This window comes from Poriferisphaera corsica (genome assembly GCF_007747445.1).
Lineage (GTDB): Bacteria > Planctomycetota > Phycisphaerae > Phycisphaerales > Phycisphaeraceae > Poriferisphaera > Poriferisphaera corsica.
In genome coordinates this window covers 274,270-296,558 of sequence record NZ_CP036425.1, presented here as the reverse complement: position 1 = coordinate 296,558, position 22,289 = coordinate 274,270, and the positions used below count along the sequence as shown (strand labels likewise).

Sequence of the window (22,289 nt, the reverse complement as noted above, 5' to 3'; positions counted from 1 at the left end):
TCCACAGACTCGGGTTACTAAAAAAGGTTGATGAAGATGACATCAAAAGAAAGAATGAAGTTGGCCATTATTGGCACGGGCAACATTGCACAGCAACATTTAAAGTCGGTTGAAAAGCTGAATCATGTTGAGCTGGTTGCGGTGTGTGACGTAAATTCTGAGGCTGCTGACAAGGTGGCGGATGAATATGGGGTTAAAGCATTTTATGATCACAAGGCGCTGATTAAATCGAACATGGCGGAGGCTGTGCTGATTGCAACGCCGCACTACTTCCATACAGACATTGCGATTGATGCGCTGCGTGCAGGATTGCATGTCCTGTCTGAGAAGCCGATGGCGGTCACGAAGCGCGACTGCGAGCGGATGCTGGCGGCGCATACGGATCAATCGAAAGTGTTTGCGGTCGTCTTTAATTTCAGAACTTATCCTGCGCTAGCGAAGGCGAAGGAGCTACTGGATAGTGGCGAATTAGGTGAGATTATTCGTGTGAATGTCACGGCTACGGATTGGCTTCGGACGAATGCGTATTACGAGTCGGGTACATGGCGGGCAAAATGGGCGACCGAAGGTGGCGGGGTGTTAGTGAACCAGTGCCCACACCATATCGATTTGATTCAATGGCTGACGGGTGTGCCAACACGTATATTTGCGGTGTGTAAATTTGGGCAGCATCATGATATTGAGGTTGAAGATGATGTGGTGGCAACGTTCGAATATGCGAATGGAGCTGTGGGCATATTTACGACATCGACGGGTGAGTGCCCGGGTCGAAACCGAATAGAGATCTCGACACAAAAAGGGTTATTGACGATCAATAATCTGACAGAATTAACGCTGCTTCGAAATGAAAGTACGTGTAAGGATGTGATTGAGACAGGCGGGATGTGGGACAATCCGTGGCCTTGGAAGTGCGAGATCCCGGTAGGGTCGTTTGATGATCTATTCGGAAGAGCATTGCGGTTGAATTTAAGTGCATTCGCCAAGGCGGTATTGGGCGAAGGTGAGCCGCTAGCAGTTGCGGAAGAAGGCATGAAGTCGGTGGAGATGGCAAATGCAATGTTATATTCGACCTTAATTAATCAGGCTGTAGATTTACCTTTGGATGCAGAAGCATTCCAAGCGAGGTTTGATTTACTTTGCGAAGAGAATGAACCGGCTGAGGCAAAAAACTGAGCTTATCGCGTGCGGATTGTTTGATTTGATGTTCTGTGAGTGTGATGCTGTCGATATGATTGTGTGGTTAGGCATTGCGCGCAATACAAGTGATAACAACGAACAAATTGGAAGGTATAGAATCGATGGCATCGATATTGTCAGCGTTTACAGATGAGGCGGCTCCCACAATTGAGGCGCAAATATTGGCGGCAATGCAGTGCGGTTTAACGCATTTGGATTTACGTTCAATTGACGATTACAACATCACGAATTTGCCAACGTATATCGCAAAAGAAGTACATGCGAAGTTATCCTCTGCAGGGCTGAAGGTTTGTATGTTTGGCTCGCCGATCGGGAAAATTGATATTGCAGATGATTTTGCGATTGATGTCGAGAAGATGGAGCGGTTAGCTGAGTTATCGCCGATACTTGGAACGAAAATAGTGAGGATTTTTTCGTATTACAATGCACAGGGTCAATCGAAAAATGAGTGGCGATGCGAATCAATTCGTCGATTAGAGTTACTGATTGGTCTTGCGAAGAAACATGATTTGATTTTGTATCATGAGAATGAATCGGACATTTATGGCGATCATCCTGATCAGGTTTTGGAATTGGCTGAGCTTCAGTGCGAGCAATTTAGATTGATTTACGACTTTGCGAATTATTTGCGTACGGGCGAGAAGCCGATGGAGTCGTGGGGCAAACTGAGAGATGTGACGGATTGCTTTCACTTGAAGGATCAGCGTTGGAATAATGAGCATACGCCGATTGGTCTGGGCGACACGAAGGCGAAAGAGATTTTGGCTGATGCGGTGGAGCATGGATTTAACGGGCCGATTATTGTGGAGCCGCATCTTACGCATTCAGAAGCGGTCTTATCGACACATTCGACGGGAACAGGAGATTTGTCTTTAGCTTCGTTAACGCCAACAGAGACGTTTGAGCTTGCTGTTCGTACGGCAAAATCGCTGTTGGATGAAGTTGGTGTTCACCTTTCCTAATTACATAAAAATATAGTTTTACTGAAAGAAAAGCATGCAAATACGCATGCTTTTTTTGATTATTTTTCTAGAACTAACGATGCTAACAAATATAGGTATGTGAATATTATTCACATTATAAATGGCGCAAATTCATAATTAGTAAAAAGATACATAGATTAGCCAGTTTAACTCACTGGTTTTTAACACAATCATGACGATGGCATGATTGTGTATTGACATTGATGACCTAATGCTCTGCGTTTATTCGTTTTGTTTGAATCATTTGCTAACAAATGAGGCGTATTCTTCTGGCGTCTGAGGAGGAAAAGAGAACGTGTGTTCTCAAACTTGGACACATTTAGTATTTTCATCAGGAGAAGAAAAGATGAATTTTGCAAAGACTTTTTTTGCTGGCGCTGCGATTGCATGCGTAGCAGGTAGCGCCTCGGCTGCGACCATTGTTGAATATTCAACGGTTGCAGGCACAAGCATTTCCGCAAACTCAAACACTGCTGCTGAAGTTTCGGCCGACGACTTGGTGGCTGGCTCTGGCTTGACCGCACAGTTCTTCAGCACATTCAACCACACTGACTGGGATCCAGCTAGCACAACTTTTGAAGCTGCTGTTGCTGCTAATGATTACTGGTCATGGGGCTTTGATGTCAGTGATGCAGTCAAGATTGATTTGACTGAGATGAACATTCGTCTTGACCGTTCGGGCACAGGTCCGGATGACGTTGAGATTCGTGCCTACGTCAACGGTAGCACGGCTGGTGTGAGTTTGTTCACTTATGACTACAATGATGGGAAAAATGGTGTCACCACTACTGGTATCGATCTTTCTGGTATCGGCGCGCTGACACAGGGCGATTCGGTTGAATTTGTACTCGCAGCATTCAACTCGGAAGCAAGCACAGGTTCATTTGACCTTGAGACAGTGACATGGCCAGGCGGTACTGATTCGATTCAGCTCGTTGGCGATATCAGTGCTGTTCCAGAACCAGCGTCATTGGCTTTGTTGGGTCTTGGTGGCCTTGCAATGCTTCGTCGTCGAAAATAATACTGTCTGATTGAAGCTATCTAACCTTAAGTTAGACCCTTGAATGAGTCAAAGAGCGCACAGCTCTTTCATAAAAACTGTGCAGCGAAGATATGATCAGGGCAAATCACCGCTGATCCCGGTGGAACGCCCGATTCAAAATGCGTACCCAAAGGTACGTAATTCAGAGCGATTACGTGTGAATCACTTAAATCGCAGACGTTCATCAGACCGCATGAAGGAAACTTGATGTAACCTGAAACGTCCGGCCTGAAGGTCTATCAACATGAACGCGTAAACGCTTATAGATGACCAAGAGCGGCGACCAATTGCAGCGACGATCGAAAGATCGTCGCTGTTGTTTTTTTGGTAGCAGGCCGGGCAACGGGGAAACCCTGCTTTGACAAATCAGTGTAATTGGACGATGATTACTAACCGGCTGACCGATCGATCGGTTAGTATTATCAACCACGAGCCTAATTCTTGTATATGTCTACAAAACCACAAAACATCAACATAAATCAAGATGGATCGCCTACTGGTGGCGCACGCGAGACGATATTGGACGCAGCAGAGCAACTATTTGCTGAAAAAGGATTTAGCGCGACTTCCATGGCAAATATTGCTAAAGAATCAGGGACAAGTAAACCTTTGATCCACCATCATTTTGGATCAAAACGTGGACTGTACGATGCGGCGAGAGAGCGGCTAGTGGGGCAGTTACCAAGCTTTGAGGTGGGTGAAAAGGGAGATAATGAAGGGACAGCCGAGGCGCTGGTGGGTAATGGGCTTCGGACATTGACAGCGTTTTTGAAAGCTCATCACAGATTAATCCGGATCACGGCGTGGGCACATCTGGAAGGAGGTGATGGTGAGGGATTGACGATCGAACAGACGTTGATATTTAGCTTGGTAACAGAGCGGATTCGGGAAGCGCAGGATGCGGGCATTGTGCGTAAAGATATCCCGCCAGCGGCGATGATGTTGATGTTGGGAGGAATGGTCTATTTTTATCACGAGTATCAGGGGATGTTTCGTGAGCTACTGAGTGGTGAAAACGAACAGAGCAAAGAGGCGGTGGATGATGCTTATTTGGATCAGATGATCCGGATGGCGGCTGCGGGGATTGATTTGAATAATATGAATAATCTCCAGAAGGAGTTTGAGTGATGACCCAATCTGACTCAGAAGCACTGAAGCCAACGCAAACACCCGAGCCGCTATCGGCGGAGCCGCCTTGCCCTGAAATCGATTTAGACGAAGGGATCAGGCGTGCTATTGCATGGCTAGAGGAGAATCAGGATGAGACGGGATTCTGGGCGGGCCAATTGGAATCGAATTCATGCATGGAGGCGCAGTGGGTGCTATCACAGCATGTGATGGGTATTCCGAAGGATGATAAGTATGAGGGGGTGATTAAGTCTATTCTGTCGATGCAGCGAGCAGATGGATCATGGGAAATTTACTATGATGCGCCACACGGGGATGTGAATACAACAGTAGAGTGCTATGCGGCGCTTAGATTAGCTGGGTATAAGGCAGACAATCCATTGCTAGTCAAAGCAAGAGAGTGGATTTTTTCTAATCACGCAATGCAGCGGCTGAGGGTATTTACACGTTTTTGGTTGTCTTTGATTGGTGAGTGGAAGTGGGAATATTGTCCGGCACTACCGCCGGAACTAATATTCATACCAAACTGGGCTCCGATGAATATTTATCAATTTGCACAGTGGGGAAGAGCGACGATTGTGCCTCTGTGTATTCTATCTGCACGGCGATACGTCGTACCGCTTCCGGCTAATGCTAGATTAGACGAGCTTTTTCCGGAAGGAAGAGAAAATTTTGATTACCGATTAACCGTAGAAACAGAATTACTATCTGTAGAGCGTTTCTTTATTTATGCGGATAAGGTATTAAATTTATATATCAAAAGCCCGATTAAGCCGTTCCGTGAACTAGCGATAAAAACATGCATGGAATGGATTTTAAAGCACCAAGATTGGGATGGTGCCTGGGGCGGTATTCAACCGCCTTGGATTTATTCATTAATGGCGATGAGATGTGAAGGTTATTCCCTTGATCAGCCTAATGTTAAGTTAGGTCTTGAAGCATTTAATACACACTGGAAGATCGAACGAGAGGACGGTGTATTTTTACAAGCATCAGATTCGATTATTTGGGATACAGTATTATCGATGCTGGCGATGCTTGATTGCGAAATAAAACCAAGCGACAGTGAATCAATACAACGGGCTATGGAATGGATTTTATCGAAAGAAATCAGGGTGAAGGGCGATTGGTCGGTGGTATTAAAAGATGTTGAGCCGGGGGGATGGGCGTTTGAGCGGGCGAATCAGCTTTATCCGGATATTGATGATACGGCTGTAGTGATGCTGGTTTTGACCAAGATGAAGGGATCTGTAGACAAGGAAACTAATCGACGAATAGAAGATGCGGTTGCTCGAGCGGAGGTATGGGTACGGGCGATGCAATGCAAGAACGGGGGCTGGGGCGCTTTTGATAAGGATAATTGCAAGCCTCTGGTTACAAAGATCCCATTCTGTGATTTTGGCGAAGTGTTAGATCCGCCATCGGTTGACGTGACATGCCATGTCATTGAGGCGTTGACGGAGCTGGGACACACGCAAGAAAATGATCCGGCATTAAAAGCGGCAATGGATTACGTCAAGTCGGAACAAGAGGCGGAGGGATCATGGTTTGGGAGATGGGGCGTTAACCATATTTATGGAACCGCGGCAGTCTTACCAGCGCTTAGGGCGGCAGGTGAAGATATGGGTAGCGAGTATGTACTTAAAGCAGGGAGTTGGATTATTGAACATCAAAATGAAGACGGAGGATGGGGCGAATCATGCGCATCGTATATGGATGACAGCCTGAGGGGGACAGGGCCAAGCACAGCTTCGCAGACAGGCTGGGCATTGATGTGTCTGGAATCGATCACACCTAACTTAGAAACTGCGGCGCAGTACAGGAATAGCATTCAACTTGGCGTTGACTATTTGCTACGAACGCAGGAGGCTGGAACATGGGACGAGCCTTACTATACGGGGACAGGGTTCCCAGGCTATGGAATTGGTGAACGTACAGATGTTCAGAAGCAGGGCGGGACGTTGGATCAGGGAAGGGAACTGGCGCGCGGTTTTATGATTAACTACAATATGTACCGGCATTATTTCCCATTAATGGCGATGGGGCGATTGAGGAAAAAATCGCTTTGAACTCATAAATATGCGTAAAATAAGGGTCAGCTTATGCTGACCCTTTTCACGTCTCCCGGCGTCCCCGGATGTTGCCGAGCTGTTGTTTATTTAGTGTTTATGGTCGGTAAGATCAGCGATGAGGCCGAACGGGATTGAACCTAACATGATCATAGACCAGCCTGCGAAGATGAGGTCGATGCCGACGATGAGGGCTGGGACCCATAGCACATCAGATGGATAGAACAGGATAATCAGTGCGGCGAGGATGATATCGACGAAGCCTGATGCGACGATCCATTTTGCACGACGCGCACGTTTTACTTTGTTATAGATACCGATGCGTGTGATGCCAATGAAAAGAAAATAAAAGGCAAGAACAAGCGTGACTGCGTATGCGCCTTGGATGGGCTCAAGGAGGAGGAGTAAACCAGCGATGATGCCGAGTAGGCCGATGATCATGTGCCATGTTCGATGTGAGCCATGCTGAGATTTGTAGGCATGAATCATCTGGGTCAGGCCAGAAAAAAGAAGGAGCCAACCAATGAGTATCGTGGCCCCAATCGTGCCGAACCCAGGCAGAATAATGGCGGCGGTGCCAAGGATGAGCATGAGGATACCAAGGGTCATAAAGCATGAGCGCGAAGTTGGCTTGGGATGTAGCGGGTGAGGTTGTTTTTCTGGTGCAGACGGGGCATCGGACATGACGTTATACCTGTGCAATAAAGCAGTTCATGAAACTGAAAAAGGTATCGTCTAGCTGGTCAAGAGAGGATGAATAGAGACTGAGAAATAGGGGATAACAGGAAAATGGGCACTGAAGTAAGGTTATGAGGACGTTGCGAGATTTGGAATGCTGTTTTGTATTATACGAACAGCATCGTACATTCTAGAGTGCCTTGCGAAAGCACCCGAATCGTTGGCCAATAGATCGTTTCGAAGCAGGCGGTGATCACATTGATCAATTGTTGAATCACCTAACCTTCAGCCGTATCAGATATTCATGAAACTTTCTGAACGATCAAAGCCATTGCTTAATCGTCAAAGAAACATCTGTATGGCTTAATGTGATATCACTAGCCGCAAAAGGCGCACCAATGGCTAAAAACACAATGATTGTCTTGAAGATTTTTATCTTTGTTGATGTATGACTATTAAACCATGCACTACTTAAGTTCAACAGACCAGTATGCGTGATCAAGGAATTGCTTCCACGATTGATATTTTTCATGCCCAAGTCTGACTGAAATGACCGGATGATTCTTGGGCTTGATGGGTTTGGTGATGAGTTTCATATGCGCTTGTTGCGGCGTACGCCCACCTTTTTTGGTGTTACATGCAACACAACAACAAACAAGATTAGTCCATGAGGAGCCGCCGCCTTGTGAACGCGGAAGTATGTGGTCGAGTGAGAGTTCGGAGGTTGGGAATTGGTAGCCACAGTATTGGCAACGATTGTGATCGCGGGCAAAGATATTACGACGGTTAAGCTTGACGTCTTGCTTAGGAACACGGTCATAACCAAGCAGACGGATCACTTTAGGTACCGCAATTTCCATACGAACAGTGCGAACCCATTCATAATAATGCGTAGCAAAGTCATCGTATTCATCACGGAGCTGGGCGATTTCGGTCCATGAATCAAAATCGTGGCCTGTGTATGTGTTGTTATCGACGCGAATGACTTCGGCAAGATCGCGAACAACGAGCGAGAAAGCTCGACGGGCATCAATCACACGGACTGCCATCCATAGCTTGTTAAGAACCAAAACGTGACTATTCAGAGCTGAAACTTGTCCATCCATGCTAAACTTTCAAAAAACTATGTCATGATTCAAAACAAACTGCTACTAAAACTAAACATTAATGTGAAATGATGTATTCATCGTAAACGAGAAGTTAGCATTCCGCAAAACAAAGATTCCATAAAGTCTGCTATGACACAAATTTAAGTCCCATACGCTCTTTGTGAGAACTTGAACGAAGATTGAATGGGCTAATATATTTATCGATAAGATGAATTGAGAACCTACAGGCGGGAATTCCGTGAAATGAATTCTCTGGACTGAATAACACCGGTTTTACCCATGATCTCCCCAAGAAACCGATGTGGTTTGATTCTGGCGACAGGATGGATTAAATTGTTGGTCTGCAATCTAACGGAATGTTCTGTTGCAGGCTCTAAAATGACATTCAGGGCGAATGCCAGAGCGGCCAAATGGGACGGGCTGTAAACCCGTTGACTTACGTCTTCGTAGGTTCGAATCCTACTTCGCCCATTGATAGGACAGCAATGTCCCTCAAATAAGACCAAACCTCACTGAAAAGTGGGGTTTTCTTATGTTTAGAGGGGGTTGCTGTTTTTGTCTGATCCCATGTGTTGCTATAAGTGTCGGTCAATATGTCGGTCACTTTTGCGGTTTGATCAGTTACAACGGGTGGTACGCCAACGGGTACAGCTTGCTTGATTACCTGAGCAGGACGAGAGACTGCTTGTTGGTACTCTTCATCGGTGAGCATGTCATAGTGCTCCATGGCGACATCTTCACCATGTCCGAGCCACTCGGACTCTGCCTTAGCTCCAAACTCTCTGATAATGTCTCGAGCACAAGAAGCTCTCAGGTTCTGCATGGGTTTATCCCAGCACTCGATATCATGCTTCTTTAGCTCCTTACGGAACATAACAGCAAGGCCTTTGTAGCTTCTCATCTTGGATGAGAACACATACCCCTTCATCTCTGCAGCTCGAGGATAGAAAGTTTCGAGATGAGCTTTCAGTTCTGGCATCAGAGGAGGGTATCGCTTGGTGGAAGTTTTCTGCGCATGGATAAGTATCTGACACTTTACCCAGTCGAAATGCTCCCATTTCAGCTTCTGAATCTCACTTGGAAGCCTTAGACCTAGATACCGGCCAAAGAGAAACAACAATGACCACTCTCTATCTAGAGCATTTAAAACCCTAGAGGAGAGATTATGATCAACATAGAACTTAGTTTCCTTGTTGCCACGAGTAGCGGTTGAGATACCCTTTTGGTGAATGGGGTTAAAATCCATCCAGTCATTGTCCACCGCCCACTTAAACACAGCCTTGGCATACCCACACTTACGATTAACCGTGTTCTCTGCGAGCCGCACGTGTTTGTTGCTACGTCTGCTACTGCGATTCTCTAGATGTGTGCGGTATCTCTTTCCATCTGCAACAGTAAACGATGATAGTAGCTTTGTGATACTAAAGCATTCAACAAGATCCAACTTGGTTTGATTGTCTTTAGCTTCTGTTGTCTTCCCAAGCTTACGATCCTTTGATCTCTGAGTGATATAGTCTTTCAAAAGATCACCCAATGTCATCCTCTGAGAAACTTCTCGAGGACTCACAAGCCCATAACGTACAAGCCGATCATGAAGCTTGTCGTCTATGCTTGAAACCCACTCAGAAGTAACTCGTGAGACAGAAGAACCGGAAGCCTTAGCATCTCTCAGATTCAAGATATGCCTTTTAGCGTCAAGGATTGAAGTCTTCGTTTTAAACTTTGCCCCAAGATAGATATCTACCGTTTTGCAGCCATTGATTCGAAGTGAAACTCTAGGTCGTATTGAACTCATGTTAAAAATGATCCTGTGATGAAGTAACGGTGTCAAGCTCTTAGCATGACATACGCACAAAATATTTGTTTGTTAGTTGTTATATGATTGAGAAAACGACAAAAACCATTTGTCGAATACATCTACAGCGATTCTTGAAGTACACCTAGAACCCTTGCCTATTTTTATAACAGGAAGCCCTTTATTCTTAACGTAACTTCTGATCGTTGTCTCAGTTAAACCAGCTCTTTCAGCAATCTGTTTAACTGTAAAATATTTTTGAGTGTACTCTGCAGGCTTTTGATCATTCATGTCCTGCTCATTACTTGCTTGAATATTTGTATTCATTGTTTATACCTCCTGAACTTTCTTATTTTTGGTTATTGTTGCTGTGTTTTCACGCTGCCTTTTTATCCACTCATCCACATCATGAAGGATGTAAAACACCCTAGAACCAAGCATGAATGATGGCATTGGATCTTTTCCACGCCTTCTAAGCTGATAGAGCGTACGAGTACTAACACCGAGATACTCAGACATTGATTTGTTGTTGACATAATGCAGTGGCATCATGCGCTTTTGTTTAGATTGTTGTTGCTGAACAACCATTTCAAAACCTTTCGTTGAATAAAAATAAAATAAAACCCCACCCAACAACGAGTGAGGCAAACATCGGATTAATTAACTTGATGAAACATAACCCTTCAAATAGCTACAAAGAGCCATACACACCCTACAGAACAGTTCTTAAACTCAACCAATGAGATTGGCCACCAACAACACACAAAGCCTTTATGCGGCCACAAACCAAATCTAGATGGAACGTACAAGATTAACTTTGTTTTATGTGTTTAATTTGAAGAAGAATCATGTCTACATCGGAAGTAAAAGAGACAACACCACCACACAACATTCATAACGAATGAAACATGGAAGCATTGTCTTGATCTATTAGCTTTTTCTCCCCTGTACCTTGATTGATTAAACCTAACCGAAGTTGACGGGGGTACAGGGGGGACTGGGTTTTGGGGTAGGTAGGAAAAGACCTCTCAGATGTTTTGTACCTGAAACATCTTCTCCCTCTACACTCCAAGATTTAAGGAAAGCCTTCTCTCATCTTTCAATGAGACAAGACTACAACACAACAATCCCCAACCACAGGGAAAGCAACACCCTCACAATCAAGTAAGAGTGTTGATATATATACACACTACCTCAATGAAGTAGTAAGACTTACATCAAAGAGGAGTAGTAACACAGGAGTTACTGTATTCAATATTTAATCTTTACTATTCTTGGATAGAGAGGGGAGGGTATCTTAACTTAATCTACTACAGTTCATATATATCTAATACATTTAATATATAGTAAATATTTCCCCCTTCTCTCCTAAGTACGAACTAATAGAAATGCGAACTCAGGTGGGGGTAGAAGCACTACCTTTGTCTCCAAGTTTTTCTCCGGTTCATCAATGAAGTAGGTTGATTATCTGTTTCTCAATAAGATTAGTAGCACAGGAGATACTGTATTCAATATTTAATCTTTACTATCCTTGGATAAGGAGGGGGAGGTATCTTAACTTAATCTACTACACTTCATATACTTCTTATATATTAAATATATAGTAAATACCTCCCCCTTCTCTCCTAAGTACGGACTAATAGGAATGGGTACTCAGGCAGGGGGTAGAAGCACTACCTTTGTCTCCAAGTTCTTCTGTGGTTCATCGCTCCCTAAAACCACCTGCGTTGAAGGATGAAGTTATGTTTCTTTGCCAACTCATCCCCCTTCCTAGTGAGACTGATTTGCCGTCTACGACTGTCGTAAGGATCGTCTGCGATATCAACCAAACCACACCTAGGCCCTTTAACTTTCCCTACACCATCGCAAGCCAAGACGTAGATTGCTCTGTGTACTGATGATTGCTGCGATCCGATCATATCTGCTACCTCAGTAAACGATACGCTTTCAGGTGCTCTTGAAGCGATGAAGTAGAAGGCCTGTAGCGATGCTACCGACATTGTTTTGCTCAAATACCGAAACTCATCAGTAGCTTGTAACACTCTAGCCATCATCAGTGAGTACTCTGTTTTTTTACTACGTTTACTTTTAGTGCTTTCTTGTTCCAAGGATATACCTCCATAAAAATGTTTACAAAATGAAGAAGAGGGCATAACAATCTGCCTCGCATTTCTTCTTCTAAAGTGCAGAACAAATAGCCACACAAAACGTAAACATGGGCATTCACAAGCTTTAAAACAACACACACCACACCAATCATTACCACACCTACAAACAACACCAAAGCATCATTAAACAAAGGGTTATATGAACATTGGCGTAGTGATATAATCAAAAATCCACTGCTTGATAGAGCATTGGCAGCAACAATCTGCAAAACTATCCGCAAAACCAAACGGGGCATCCAATGGCACTTTGGCTACTTAGATCTGGACGACACTGTGAACACGAAAGCAAGTTTCTAAATGAAAATCGCATTTACTTGACATGGAGTGGATTTAAGCAAAACCTTAGCAAGCTTAAAGATCGCAAAGAGCTGCATGAGTATCTTGAGAAGTTCTATCCAGATTTCACCAAAGCACACCGCAGCCAAAACTCAGGACAGATATGGGCTTTCACCAAGCGCATGAAAGCTGGTGATTGGGTATGTATGCCTAGCAAACGCAAGACGATCCACATAGGAGAGATCACAGGCAACTACGTGTACAGCGATGATGCAGAAAATCCGTACTACCACCATCGCACGATCAATTGGATAGAAACAGATGTACCTCGAACTAATTTTGATCAGGACTTACTGTACTCATTGGGTTCTATATCAACGATCTGTCAGATCAAGCGGAACGATTCAGAGGAACGCATCAGAGCAATGCAGGCAAACGGATGGAAATCGGTTGGGGTATCCATCAAAACACCTGTTACAAATGGTGACGATGATCAGGATATCGTGAACGGCAATGAGCAAGAAATCGATATCGAGGAGATTGCCAACGACCATATCGCACGAACTATACAAGCTAAGTTCAAGGGGCATGGCCTTGAAGCATTGGTTGAAGCAATCCTAAAAGCCAAAGGTTTTACAACACACAGATCAGATAAGGGTGCAGACGGTGGCATCGACATACTGGCCGCTCCTGACACTCTAGGCTTTGGCCAGCCTCGAATCTGTGTTCAGGTCAAGAGTCAGGACTCACCGCTTGAAAGGCCGGTTCTCGACCAACTTGTCGGAACAATGCAGCACGTAGGAGCAGATCAAGGTCTACTCGTGTGTTGGGGTGGATTTAAGAAAACAATCAAGCACGAACTACCGAGGCTCTTTTTCAAGGTCAGGATGTGGGATCGCAGTGATCTGATCGATGAGTTTCTAAAGGTGTACAATGATCTCGATGAGGATATCAAAGCAGATATCCCACTGAAACGGGTCTGGGCGGTTGCCAACCAAGACAACGATGATGAGGATTAAACTCACATGGCTTTAAAAAAGTCACAACTTTACAGTTCCCTATGGAGTTGCTGCGATGAACTTCGCGGCGGCATGGATGCATCCCAGTACAAGGACTACATCCTTACCCTCCTCTTCATGAAGTACATCTCAGACAAGTATGCCAACAATGAATGGGCAGATATCGAAGTTCCCAAGGGAGCATCCTTCGACGATGTTGTGGCTCTATCTGGCGACAAGGAGATCGGGGACAAACTCAATAAAATCCTTGGCAAGATCGCTAAAGCAAATGCTGATCTTAGCGATGTGATCCGTCTGGTGAACTTCAACAATGCCGATCATCTTGGCAGTGGCAAGGAGATGATGGACAAGCTTTCCAAGCTGGTCAACATCTTTGGTGGCCTAGACTTCTCAAGCAATCGAGCTGATGGTGATGACCTGCTTGGTGATGCCTATGAGTATCTCATGCGCCACTTTGCGACCGAATCAGGCAAGAGCAAAGGGCAGTTCTACACGCCTGCTGAAGTCTCTCATATCATCTCCAAAGTTGTGGGTGTTGATGCCAAGACTAGCAGCCGTAAAGAAGTTTACGACCCTACTTGCGGCTCAGGTTCTCTGCTCCTAAAAGTTGCACACGAAACCAACAACAAGATCTCTATCTACGGCCAAGAGAACGACAACGCCACTTACGCTCTCTGTAAGATGAACATGATCCTGCACGACAACGCCGATGCTGGAATCCACAAAGGCAACACACTCGCTTCACCTCAAATGACCGAGAGTGCGAACAAGCTAAGAACCTTCGACTTTGCTGTCGCCAATCCACCGTTCTCTCTTAAAGCATGGTCGAGTGGGTTTGAATCGAACACGGACAAAACCGTTAAGGACAGTTTCGAGCGTTTTGATGGCTATGGCACTCCTCCTGCCAAGAATGGCGACTATGCCTTCCTCTTGCATATCGTTAAGTCACTTAAGAGCAAGGGTAAGGCTGCGATCATTTTGCCGCATGGTGTGCTGTTCCGTGGCAATGCTGAATCTGAGATCCGTGAGAACCTGATCAAGCGCGGACTCATCAAAGGCATCATCGGCCTCCCCGCCAACCTTTTCTATGGCACGGGTATCCCTGCTTGTATCATCCTGATCGATAAAGAAAACGCTCAAGCTCGAACCGGCATCTTCATGATCGATGCGAGCAAGGGCTTCATCAAGGATGGCAACAAGAACCGTCTACGTGAACAGGACATCCACCGCATCGTTGATGTGTTCAACAACCAGAAACCTGAAGATCGCTACGCGCGTATGGTGCTGAACTCTGAGATTGAGCAGAACGATTACAACCTGAACATTCCTCGCTACATTGATTCATCCGAACCGGAGGATCTGCATGATCTTGATGCCCATCTCAACGGTGGCATCCCTGAACGTGACATCAAAGCCTTGCAACCCTACTGGAAAGTGTTTGGCTCACTCAAGAATCAGCTCTTTGAGAATGGGGAGCGTGATGGTTACTTTGCTGCCAAGGTTGAACCGAGCGAAGTAAAAGCAACCATCCTCAACAATAAGAAGTACAAAGCTTATGCTGAGCAAATCAAAGATCTGATGATCGGGTGGCAGGATGCTCATCGTAAGCGTCTGACAAACCTTAAAGCAGACAAAGTTCATCCTAAGCAGCTTATCGTGGATTTGGCTGAGGATCTCTTGGTGCGGTTTGCGGATGTGCCGCTACTTAGCTCGTATGACATTTATCAGCAGCTCATGGACTACTGGGAACAGGAGATGCAGGACGATGCGTACCTGATCAATGAAGATGATTGGCTGGAAGCGGCGAAGCCACGGCAAGCGATTGATGATAAGAAGAAAAAGATCAAAGAGGTTCCGCATCTGACGATCAAGCGGGATAAGTACATCATGGATCTTGTGCCGCCTGCGTTACTTGTGGCTCGTTATTTTGGCAAAGAGAAAACCCAAGTTGAGAACCTTGAAGCAATCTATGAAGAAGTGAAGCAGAAAACTGAAGCCTTCATCGAAGAGCAGTCAGCCACGGAAGATAACTGGCTTGAAGATGCCAAGACCGACAAGGGGGCAATCAGCAAGGCAAGCGTTACCAAGCGGCTTAAGGACATTAAGGGAAGTGGCTCCTCCGAAGAGATCGACATTCTTAAACGCTGTAAACATCTGCTTGAAGCGGAAGCGACAGCCAAGAAACTCGCCAAGGATAAGCAGGAAGAACTCGATCTGCTCACGCTACACAAGTATGAGAAGCTGGCCGAGAAGACGATCAAGGAGATTGTGATCGAGGATAAATGGTTTGCCACGATGACCGCAGCAGCGGAGAGTGAAGTGCAGCGGATCATTCAAGGGTTAGTGAAGCGGGTCAAACTGCTTGAAGAGCGTTATGCCGCGACACTGCCCGAACTGAGCAGCGAAGTCGATACCCTTGCCGACAAGGTCACCGCACATCTTGAGAAGATGGGAGTGGCGATCCATGGCTAACTCTGCTGTTCTAGATGCTGTAACTAAATCGAAGCAAACTACTCGGTTTAGGAAGACTACTTTGGGATCATTTCCTGAGGATTGGGTTGAAACAACTATTAACAGCTTTATGCCATTCATTACAAGTGGATCACGTGGTTGGGCTAAGTTCTATAGCCAATACGGTAGCTTGTTTGTACGCATAACAAATATGTGCCGCAACAACATTCATCTTGACCTAAGCAATGTGCGGTTTATATCACTACCAGATAATGATCACGAAGGTGCAAGAACCCAACTTCATTTAGGTGACCTGTTGATATCAGTGACTGCTGATATTGGTATCATTTCCTATATCGATAGCTCTGTTTCAAAGCCTGCATATATCAATCAACACATCGCCTTGGTACGGATGCCAAAAAACGCAACTATAAATACTAAGTTCACTGCATATTTTTTAGCATATGGCCCCAGTCAACAACGCTTCAAATCAACAACCGATCAAGGTGCTAAAGCAGGCATCAATCTCCAGACTGTACGAGACATACCTCTTGTGATTCCTCCCACAGTAATCGAACAACAGAATATTGCGGAGGCGTTGTCGGATGTGGATGGGTTGGTGTGTTCGTTGGCGAAGCTGATCGCCAAGAAACGCGACATCAAACAGGCCACGATGCAACAACTCCTCACCGGCAAAAAACGCCTGCCCGGATTTGAAGACGAGTGGAAACATGGGGTATTAGAGGGAGCCATTGAGAAACTATTAGGGGGCGGAACACCAAGTCGTGCGAATCCTGCATTCTGGGGAGAAGGAATACCTTGGGTAACGGTAAAAGATTTTACATCTTTTAATCCATATCAAACCCAAGAATCAATAACTCAGAACGGATTGCGCAATAGTGCGGCTAATCTTATCCCAGTAGGAACACTTATAATATCTACCCGCATGGCACTCGGTAAAGCGGTTATTTATAAGATTGACGTAGCAATCAACCAAGACCTTAAGGCGATTTATACAAAACCAGAGCATTGTGCTCATTTTCTCTATTATTGGTTTGAGAACAATGCAAAGATGATTGATGATCTTGGAAGCGGAAGTACTGTAAAAGGAATCTCAATCCCTGATTTAAGAAGTTTACCATTCCCCATTATTTCTCCAAAAGAACAACAAGCCATCGCCGAGATCCTTACGGAGATGGATGAAGAAATCGAACAGCTTGAAAAACGGCTAGAGAAAACCAAGGCGATCAAGCAGGGGATGATGCAGCAGTTACTCACGGGCAAAACACGATTGATTTAGTAATGTACGAAGACGATTAAGCGAACGAAAAAACAGAACAATAAGCGGATCAGTTTGTGCGTATCCGAGAATCCGGAAGAAGAGGCGAACATGACAACGATTGGGCAAACGCACAGTGTCGGGCAGTATGAAAAACAAACACAACAGCAGGTGATCGATTACTTCGTCGGTGAGCTGGGTTATCAATACCTCGGCAACTGGAAGGATCGTGAGAACAACAGCAACATCGAAGAAGAGCTGCTCAAGGGTTGGCTGAAGAAGCAGGGACACAGTGACACGCTGATCGAGAGAGCGGTTCAGGCGATCGTACAGGAAAGTGCAATCGGCGGGTCGGTGAAGTTGTACGATGCGAATCAACGGGTTTATAACCTGCTTCGGTATAGCGCTCAGATATCGCCGGCGGCTGGTGAGAAACACGAAAACGTCTACCTCATTGACTGGAAGAACCCAGAGAACAACGACTTTGCGATTGCTGAGGAAGTGACGATCAAGGGGCAGGAGCACACGAAGCGGCCGGATCTGGTGATGTATGTGAACGGGATCGCTTTAGGGGTGATCGAACTCAAACGCTCGACGGTGTCGGTGGATGAAGGGATACGCCAAAACCTGAGCAATCAAAAAAAAGAGTTCATTGAAAACTTCTTCTCAACGATCCAGCTTGTCATGGCAGGGAACTGGAGCGAGGGGATGCGTTACGGGGTGATCCAAACACCAGCTAAGTACTTTTTGGACTGGAAGGAAGAGGGGGAGCTGTTTGATCGGAAGAACAGAAACCTGCTTCAAGAGCTTTCATGGGTCTGTTCGAAGCAGAAGCTGCTTGAGATCATTCATGATTTTGTTGTGTTTGATGCGGGGATCAAGAAGACTTGCCGCCCTAATCAGTACTTTGGGGTGAAGGCTGCTCAGGAACGGGTGAAGCAACGTGAGGGCGGGATCATTTGGCACACGCAGGGTAGCGGTAAAAGCTTGACGATGGTATGGCTTGCGAAGTGGTTGCGTGATCCGCAGAGAACGGGTTCAAAGGGTAATCGCGTTTTGATTATCACCGACCGAACAGAGCTAGATGAACAAATCGAGAAGGTTTTTAATGGGGTCAACGAGCATATCTACCGAACAGACAGTGCGAAGGATCTGATTAATAAGCTCAACAGCACTGATGAGTGGCTCATGTGTACGCTCATTCATAAGTTTGGGAAGGTACGCAAGGATGATGATGTTGAGGGGTTCATCGGGGACATTAAGCGATATCTGCCTAAAGACTTCTCGCCTAAGGGTGAGATGTTCGTGTTCGTCGATGAGTGTCACCGTACACAATCAGGGAAGCTACACGGAGCACTCAAAGAGCTGTTGCCGAATGCGATGATCATTGGCTTCACAGGCACGCCACTGCTTAAGAAGGACAAGGCAAAGAGTATTGAGGTCTTTGGCTCGCACATCCATACTTATAAGTACGACCAAGCGGTGGAAGATAAGGTTGTGCTTGATCTAAGGTATGAAGCAAGAAACATCGATCAGAATCTGGGATCTAAAGACAAGATTGATATCTGGTTCAAGTCCAAGACAAAGGGTTTGTCAGACTGGGCAAAGGCTCAACTGAAACAGCGATGGGGAACGATGCAAAAGCTGCTCAGCTCTAAGGAGCGTTTACAGCAGATCGTGTTGGACATTCTGTTTGATATGGAAACGAAGGATCGGCTCAAGAGCGGGCATGGGAATGCTTTACTTGTAGTGGACAGTATCTATCAGGCTTGCCGTGTGTATCAGATGTTCCAAGAGACGGAGCTGAAGGATAAGTGTGCGATTGTTTCTTCTTATGATCCGAATGTCTCTGACATCAACAAGGAAGAGACAGGGGAAGGGAAGACCGAGCAGCAGCTTAAGTATGATGTTTATCGCAAGATGATCGCAAACTACTACGAGATCAAAGAAAACAAAGTAGCGAGTAAGGTTTCAGAGTTTGAAAAGGATGTGAAGAAGAAGTTCATCGAACAGCCTGCACAGATGAAGCTATTGATTGTGGTAGACAAGCTGCTTACAGGGTTTGATGCCCCACCAGCAACTTATCTTTATATCGATAAGAAGATGCAGGATCACGGGTTGTTTCAGGCAATCTGCCGAGTCAATAGGCTGGACAGTGATGATAAAGAATATGGGTATGTGGTGGACTACAAAGACCTGTTCAAGTCATTGCAGACTGCTATCACGGACTATACGGGGGAAGCATTTGGAGATTTTGATGCTGAGGATGTGAAGGGGTTGCTGAACGATCGTATCGTGGAAGGCAATCGTAAGCTTGAAGAAGCACGTGAGAGCATTAAGGCGTTGTGTGAACCTGTACTGCCACCGAAAGATACGGAAGCGTATCTTGCTTACTTCTGTTTTGATGAAGACAGCGATGTGCCAGATCGTGTACATGCGATTAAACACTGCGAGCAGAAACGTGTGTTGTTGTATCAACTCACAGGAAAACTGCTGAGAGCTTACGCAGAGCTTGCCAATGACATGGATCAAGCAGGCTACACACCTGAAGAAGTTGAGCAGATCAAGCAAGAGATCGCACACTACGAGCAAGTCAGAAAAGAAGTAAAGCTTGCCAGCTGTGACTACATCGACATGAAGATCTATGAACCAGCAATGCGGCATCTACTGGACAGCTATGTGAGTGCCAGTGAGAGCAAGGTTCTCTCAACACTAGACGATATGACGCTGGTTGATTTGATTGTTGAAAGGGGCGAGGCATTCGTCGATGACATGCCTAAGGGGACACAATCTAGCGAAAAGGCGATGGCTGAAACGATTGAGAACAATGTCCGAAGGGTCATCATCGATGAAGCAGAAGTAAACCCAGCTTACTATGAGAGAATGTCTAAGCTACTGGATGAACTGATCTTAAAGCGTAAACAACAAGCGATCTCATACGAGAAGTATCTGAAGCAAATCGTGGATCTTACGAAAAAAGTTGTGAAGCCAGATGGTAAAAAGAACTACCCGAAAAGTTTGAAAACTTCAGCACTGCGTAATCTGTATGACAACCTCGGTCAGGATGAGGAACTAGCTATCAAGGTTGATTGTGCTGTTCGCAAGAAAATAAAGGCTGATTTCAGAAACAATCCAGTAAAACGTAAACGTGTCCAAGCAGCTGTTCATAAAGTTTTAGAACATGACAAGGCATTAGCTGAGAAGATCTTCCAACTGGTACTAAGCCAACGTGACTACTAAACGCCACAAAATCCTCGTTCGTGATACGCCTATCGAGATCATTCGAAAGGACATCAAGAACCTCCACCTTGCGGTGTACCCTCCCAATGGGAAGGTGCGTGTCGCTACACCTATACATATTGACGATGAAGCGGTCAGACTTGCAGTGATCTCACGCTGGGCATGGATCAAACGTCAACAATCAGCTTTTTGCAATCAAGAACGCCAATCACAGCGAGAGATGGTTAACGGGGAAAGTCACTTTCTCTGGGGGCATCAGTACAGACTAGACGTGGTGGAAGCCAAAGGCCGATCATCTGTAAGCATTCGCCAGAACAACATGCTGGAGCTGCGTGTCGCTGAAGGTACGGATCGAAGCAAACGAGAAGAGATCCTCAACCGTTGGCTAAGAGCAGAAATGTACAAGCAACTACCCGAACTGATTGAAAAATGGCAACCGAAGGTGGGAGTCGAGATAGCTGAGTGCCGAATCAAACGGATGAAAACTAAGTGGGGAACTTGCAACATTGGAGCGAGACGCATCTGGCTAAATCTTGAACTAGCCAAGAAGCCCCTCTGCTGCTTAGAGTACATTCTCGTTCATGAGATGGTTCACCTGCTTGAACGCCACCACAACAAAACCTTCCATCATCACATGAGCACACTGATGCCACAATGGAAGAAGTATCGTGATGAGCTGAACACTGCACCCTTAGCCTATGAAGATTGGCAGTACTAACTCCGGCAAAAAAGACAGATACACCACAAGAAGAAGATTTAGACAACAACAATAAAATCACAAACTGCTTGCGGTTAGCCAGTCAGTCAATATTCTGGTTTAGCAACTTAAGTAGTTCTTGCTCCTGATCAGCGGATAAGCTTTCCAGCCTCTTCAGGAGATTGATTGCAAGCTGAAGTTCCTGTTTTGAAGGTTTGTCGGTCACTGTGTCGGTCAATCTACTAACCGACAGATCACCACTAGATCTATAAACACTTTCTGATTCATCACTTAAAACCGATTCAGACTCACTAGAGTCGAATCCAACTTCGCCCACTTTTTGTAACTCCTTGTGAAAGCAAGGAGTTATTTTTATGGGTTTCTGGCGGAATAGAGGGGAATTCTTCATCTTCCGCTTTCTCTTGATTCTGCTTAAATCCACCACATAGAGGCAGGCTCTGCAACGGATATTACAATGAGCTGCACTTGAATTTTTTGAGTGAGATTGGATATGCGGTTTACTGCTTTTTTGAAGTCGCCAAGAACCTTCACCCGCTCCTTGACGGTAAATCGAGCAACAACACTTCAGATAAAATTCTAATAATGGAATTTTAGTTTTCTATTCAAACTAGACACCCACCATATGTTTAAGCATCATGAGTAACACTATGCCGACCATTCAAGAAAGCAATAAAGCCCGAATGCGAAAATTCGTGCAAGTCGTCCAAAATGATCAGGATGTAGATGCTATTCATCGCTTTTTTGCGTCAGATTTTAAGAATCCTGATCTGCGCGAGATGTTAGCAACCGATCAAGATAGTGAGAATGACTATAGCTATTCCAACGACGTTGAAGGCGACAAAGTCCTACACGAAATACTTTTTAGAGCTTTTCCGGATATCAAAGTCACGATCCTAGACATTGCAGCAGATGGTGACAAGGTTTGGACGTATAAGCTGTTTGAAGGAACCCACAGCGGTCCCTGGCTGGACATTCCTCCAACGGGGAAAAAAGTTTCCTTCCACGTTATCGACATCATGACTTTCCGTGACAGTATGATCATAGACCACAAGCAGATATCTGAGTTCGTCAGTACACTCGCTAGTCTGCGGAAAGTAAGTGATTAATTAGGCCATAACGAGTTCCACAGCTCGATCC

19 protein-coding genes and 1 tRNA gene are annotated in these 22,289 nt (G+C 45.4%); 12 read left to right on the top strand and 8 right to left on the bottom strand.

From position 1 onward, the window contains the following. The first annotated feature begins 36 nt into the window (after positions 1-36). The 5 genes from KS4_RS01200 (at position 37) to shc (ending at position 6,419) form a co-directional block, all read left to right on the top strand. Positions 37-1,173, top strand: a complete 1,137-nt coding sequence (locus KS4_RS01200) for a Gfo/Idh/MocA family protein (RefSeq protein WP_200761448.1) — start codon at positions 37-39, stop codon at positions 1,171-1,173. Between the two features lie 125 nt (positions 1,174-1,298). Next, positions 1,299-2,159 carry a sugar phosphate isomerase/epimerase family protein gene (locus tag KS4_RS01195; protein WP_145073418.1) on the top strand — a complete coding sequence of 287 codons (861 nt, stop codon included), beginning with the start codon at positions 1,299-1,301 and terminating at the stop codon, positions 2,157-2,159. 367 nt (positions 2,160-2,526) lie between these two features. Then, on the top strand, positions 2,527-3,201 hold the full coding sequence (locus KS4_RS01190; protein WP_145073415.1) for a PEP-CTERM sorting domain-containing protein: 675 nt from the start codon (positions 2,527-2,529) through the stop codon (positions 3,199-3,201). 468 nt (positions 3,202-3,669) lie between these two features. Then, positions 3,670-4,350 (top strand): TetR/AcrR family transcriptional regulator, encoded by a 681-nt coding sequence (locus KS4_RS01185; protein ID WP_145073413.1) that lies wholly within the window; start codon positions 3,670-3,672, stop codon positions 4,348-4,350. Next, positions 4,350-6,419: a squalene--hopene cyclase gene (gene shc, locus KS4_RS01180; RefSeq protein ID WP_145081322.1), complete on the top strand. Its 2,070-nt coding sequence runs from the start codon at positions 4,350-4,352 to the stop codon at positions 6,417-6,419. The genes KS4_RS01185 and shc overlap by 1 nt, the downstream gene beginning before the upstream one ends. A gap of 90 nt (positions 6,420-6,509) precedes the next feature. Here shc and KS4_RS01175 read toward each other — a convergent pair whose 3' ends face one another. Both KS4_RS01175 and KS4_RS01170 read right to left on the bottom strand, forming a co-directional pair. Continuing rightward, on the bottom strand, positions 6,510-7,103 hold the full coding sequence (locus tag KS4_RS01175; RefSeq protein ID WP_145073410.1) for an HdeD family acid-resistance protein: 594 nt from the start codon (positions 7,101-7,103) through the stop codon (positions 6,510-6,512). 461 nt (positions 7,104-7,564) lie between these two features. Continuing rightward, positions 7,565-8,203, bottom strand: a complete 639-nt coding sequence (locus KS4_RS01170) for an HNH endonuclease (RefSeq protein ID WP_145073407.1) — start codon at positions 8,201-8,203, stop codon at positions 7,565-7,567. A 391-nt stretch (positions 8,204-8,594) separates the two neighbouring features. Here KS4_RS01170 and KS4_RS01165 point away from each other — a divergent pair. Next, a tRNA-Tyr gene (locus KS4_RS01165) sits at positions 8,595-8,677 on the top strand. On the opposite strand, the gene KS4_RS01160 is transcribed toward KS4_RS01165, so the two are convergent. The 5 genes from KS4_RS01160 to KS4_RS01140 all read right to left on the bottom strand — a co-directional run bounded on the left by KS4_RS01160 (position 8,643) and on the right by KS4_RS01140 (position 12,405). Further along, positions 8,643-10,001 carry a tyrosine-type recombinase/integrase gene (locus KS4_RS01160; RefSeq protein WP_145073404.1) on the bottom strand — a complete coding sequence of 453 codons (1,359 nt, stop codon included), beginning with the start codon at positions 9,999-10,001 and terminating at the stop codon, positions 8,643-8,645. The genes KS4_RS01165 and KS4_RS01160 overlap by 35 nt on opposite strands. A 72-nt stretch (positions 10,002-10,073) precedes the next feature. Further along, entirely contained in the window at positions 10,074-10,328 is a 255-nt protein-coding gene (locus tag KS4_RS01155; protein WP_145073402.1) for a helix-turn-helix domain-containing protein, read from the bottom strand. 3 nt (positions 10,329-10,331) lie between these two features. Then, positions 10,332-10,589 (bottom strand): helix-turn-helix transcriptional regulator, encoded by a 258-nt coding sequence (locus KS4_RS01150; protein ID WP_145073399.1) that lies wholly within the window; start codon positions 10,587-10,589, stop codon positions 10,332-10,334. Positions 10,590-11,713: 1,124 nt separating this feature from the next. Then, positions 11,714-12,001 (bottom strand): MarR family winged helix-turn-helix transcriptional regulator, encoded by a 288-nt coding sequence (locus KS4_RS01145; RefSeq protein ID WP_234698838.1) that lies wholly within the window; start codon positions 11,999-12,001, stop codon positions 11,714-11,716. A gap of 53 nt (positions 12,002-12,054) precedes the next feature. Beyond that, positions 12,055-12,405, bottom strand: coding sequence for a hypothetical protein (locus tag KS4_RS01140; RefSeq protein ID WP_145073393.1), 351 nt, complete (start codon positions 12,403-12,405; stop codon positions 12,055-12,057). Between the two features lie 78 nt (positions 12,406-12,483). Here KS4_RS01140 and KS4_RS01135 point away from each other — a divergent pair, with 78 nt between their 5' ends. The 5 genes from KS4_RS01135 (at position 12,484) to KS4_RS01115 (ending at position 21,152) form a co-directional block, all read left to right on the top strand. Beyond that, positions 12,484-13,464, top strand: a complete 981-nt coding sequence (locus KS4_RS01135; protein ID WP_200761446.1) for a restriction endonuclease — start codon at positions 12,484-12,486, stop codon at positions 13,462-13,464. Positions 13,465-13,470: 6 nt separating this feature from the next. Further along, complete coding sequence (locus KS4_RS01130; RefSeq protein WP_145073388.1) at positions 13,471-15,936, top strand: type I restriction-modification system subunit M; 2,466 nt, start codon at positions 13,471-13,473, stop codon at positions 15,934-15,936. Further along, positions 15,929-17,215 carry a restriction endonuclease subunit S gene (locus KS4_RS01125; protein WP_145073385.1) on the top strand — a complete coding sequence of 429 codons (1,287 nt, stop codon included), beginning with the start codon at positions 15,929-15,931 and terminating at the stop codon, positions 17,213-17,215. Before KS4_RS01130 ends, KS4_RS01125 begins: the two co-directional genes overlap by 8 nt. A 90-nt stretch (positions 17,216-17,305) precedes the next feature. Beyond that, positions 17,306-20,434, top strand: coding sequence for a type I restriction endonuclease subunit R (locus KS4_RS01120; protein WP_145073382.1), 3,129 nt, complete (start codon positions 17,306-17,308; stop codon positions 20,432-20,434). Next, positions 20,424-21,152 (top strand): M48 family metallopeptidase, encoded by a 729-nt coding sequence (locus tag KS4_RS01115; protein WP_200761445.1) that lies wholly within the window; start codon positions 20,424-20,426, stop codon positions 21,150-21,152. Before KS4_RS01120 ends, KS4_RS01115 begins: the two co-directional genes overlap by 11 nt. Before the next feature lie 82 nt (positions 21,153-21,234). On the opposite strand, the gene KS4_RS01110 is transcribed toward KS4_RS01115, so the two are convergent. Continuing rightward, positions 21,235-21,540, bottom strand: coding sequence for a hypothetical protein (locus tag KS4_RS01110; protein WP_145073379.1), 306 nt, complete (start codon positions 21,538-21,540; stop codon positions 21,235-21,237). A 259-nt stretch (positions 21,541-21,799) separates the two neighbouring features. Between KS4_RS01110 and KS4_RS01105 the strand changes: the two genes are divergently transcribed. Continuing rightward, positions 21,800-22,258, top strand: a complete 459-nt coding sequence (locus KS4_RS01105; protein WP_200761444.1) for an ester cyclase — start codon at positions 21,800-21,802, stop codon at positions 22,256-22,258. Positions 22,259-22,289: the final 31 nt, after the last annotated feature.

Coding starts and splice junctions, on each gene's coding strand:
- KS4_RS01160 (WP_145073404.1), bottom strand. CDS start 10,001: ATGAGTTCAATACGACCTAGAGTTTCACTTCGAATCAATGGCTGCAAA.
- KS4_RS01150 (WP_145073399.1), bottom strand. CDS start 10,589: ATGGTTGTTCAGCAACAACAATCTAAACAAAAGCGCATGATGCCACTG.
- KS4_RS01140 (WP_145073393.1), bottom strand. CDS start 12,405: ATGCCCCGTTTGGTTTTGCGGATAGTTTTGCAGATTGTTGCTGCCAAT.
- KS4_RS01155 (WP_145073402.1), bottom strand. CDS start 10,328: ATGAATACAAATATTCAAGCAAGTAATGAGCAGGACATGAATGATCAA.
- KS4_RS01110 (WP_145073379.1), bottom strand. CDS start 21,540: ATGAAGAATTCCCCTCTATTCCGCCAGAAACCCATAAAAATAACTCCT.
- shc (WP_145081322.1), top strand. CDS start 4,350: ATGACCCAATCTGACTCAGAAGCACTGAAGCCAACGCAAACACCCGAG.
- KS4_RS01105 (WP_200761444.1), top strand. CDS start 21,800: ATGCCGACCATTCAAGAAAGCAATAAAGCCCGAATGCGAAAATTCGTG.
- KS4_RS01175 (WP_145073410.1), bottom strand. CDS start 7,103: ATGTCCGATGCCCCGTCTGCACCAGAAAAACAACCTCACCCGCTACAT.
- KS4_RS01145 (WP_234698838.1), bottom strand. CDS start 12,001: ATGTCGGTAGCATCGCTACAGGCCTTCTACTTCATCGCTTCAAGAGCA.
- KS4_RS01120 (WP_145073382.1), top strand. CDS start 17,306: ATGACAACGATTGGGCAAACGCACAGTGTCGGGCAGTATGAAAAACAA.
- KS4_RS01200 (WP_200761448.1), top strand. CDS start 37: ATGACATCAAAAGAAAGAATGAAGTTGGCCATTATTGGCACGGGCAAC.
- KS4_RS01125 (WP_145073385.1), top strand. CDS start 15,929: ATGGCTAACTCTGCTGTTCTAGATGCTGTAACTAAATCGAAGCAAACT.
- KS4_RS01185 (WP_145073413.1), top strand. CDS start 3,670: ATGTCTACAAAACCACAAAACATCAACATAAATCAAGATGGATCGCCT.
- KS4_RS01170 (WP_145073407.1), bottom strand. CDS start 8,203: ATGGATGGACAAGTTTCAGCTCTGAATAGTCACGTTTTGGTTCTTAAC.
- KS4_RS01130 (WP_145073388.1), top strand. CDS start 13,471: ATGGCTTTAAAAAAGTCACAACTTTACAGTTCCCTATGGAGTTGCTGC.
- KS4_RS01195 (WP_145073418.1), top strand. CDS start 1,299: ATGGCATCGATATTGTCAGCGTTTACAGATGAGGCGGCTCCCACAATT.
- KS4_RS01190 (WP_145073415.1), top strand. CDS start 2,527: ATGAATTTTGCAAAGACTTTTTTTGCTGGCGCTGCGATTGCATGCGTA.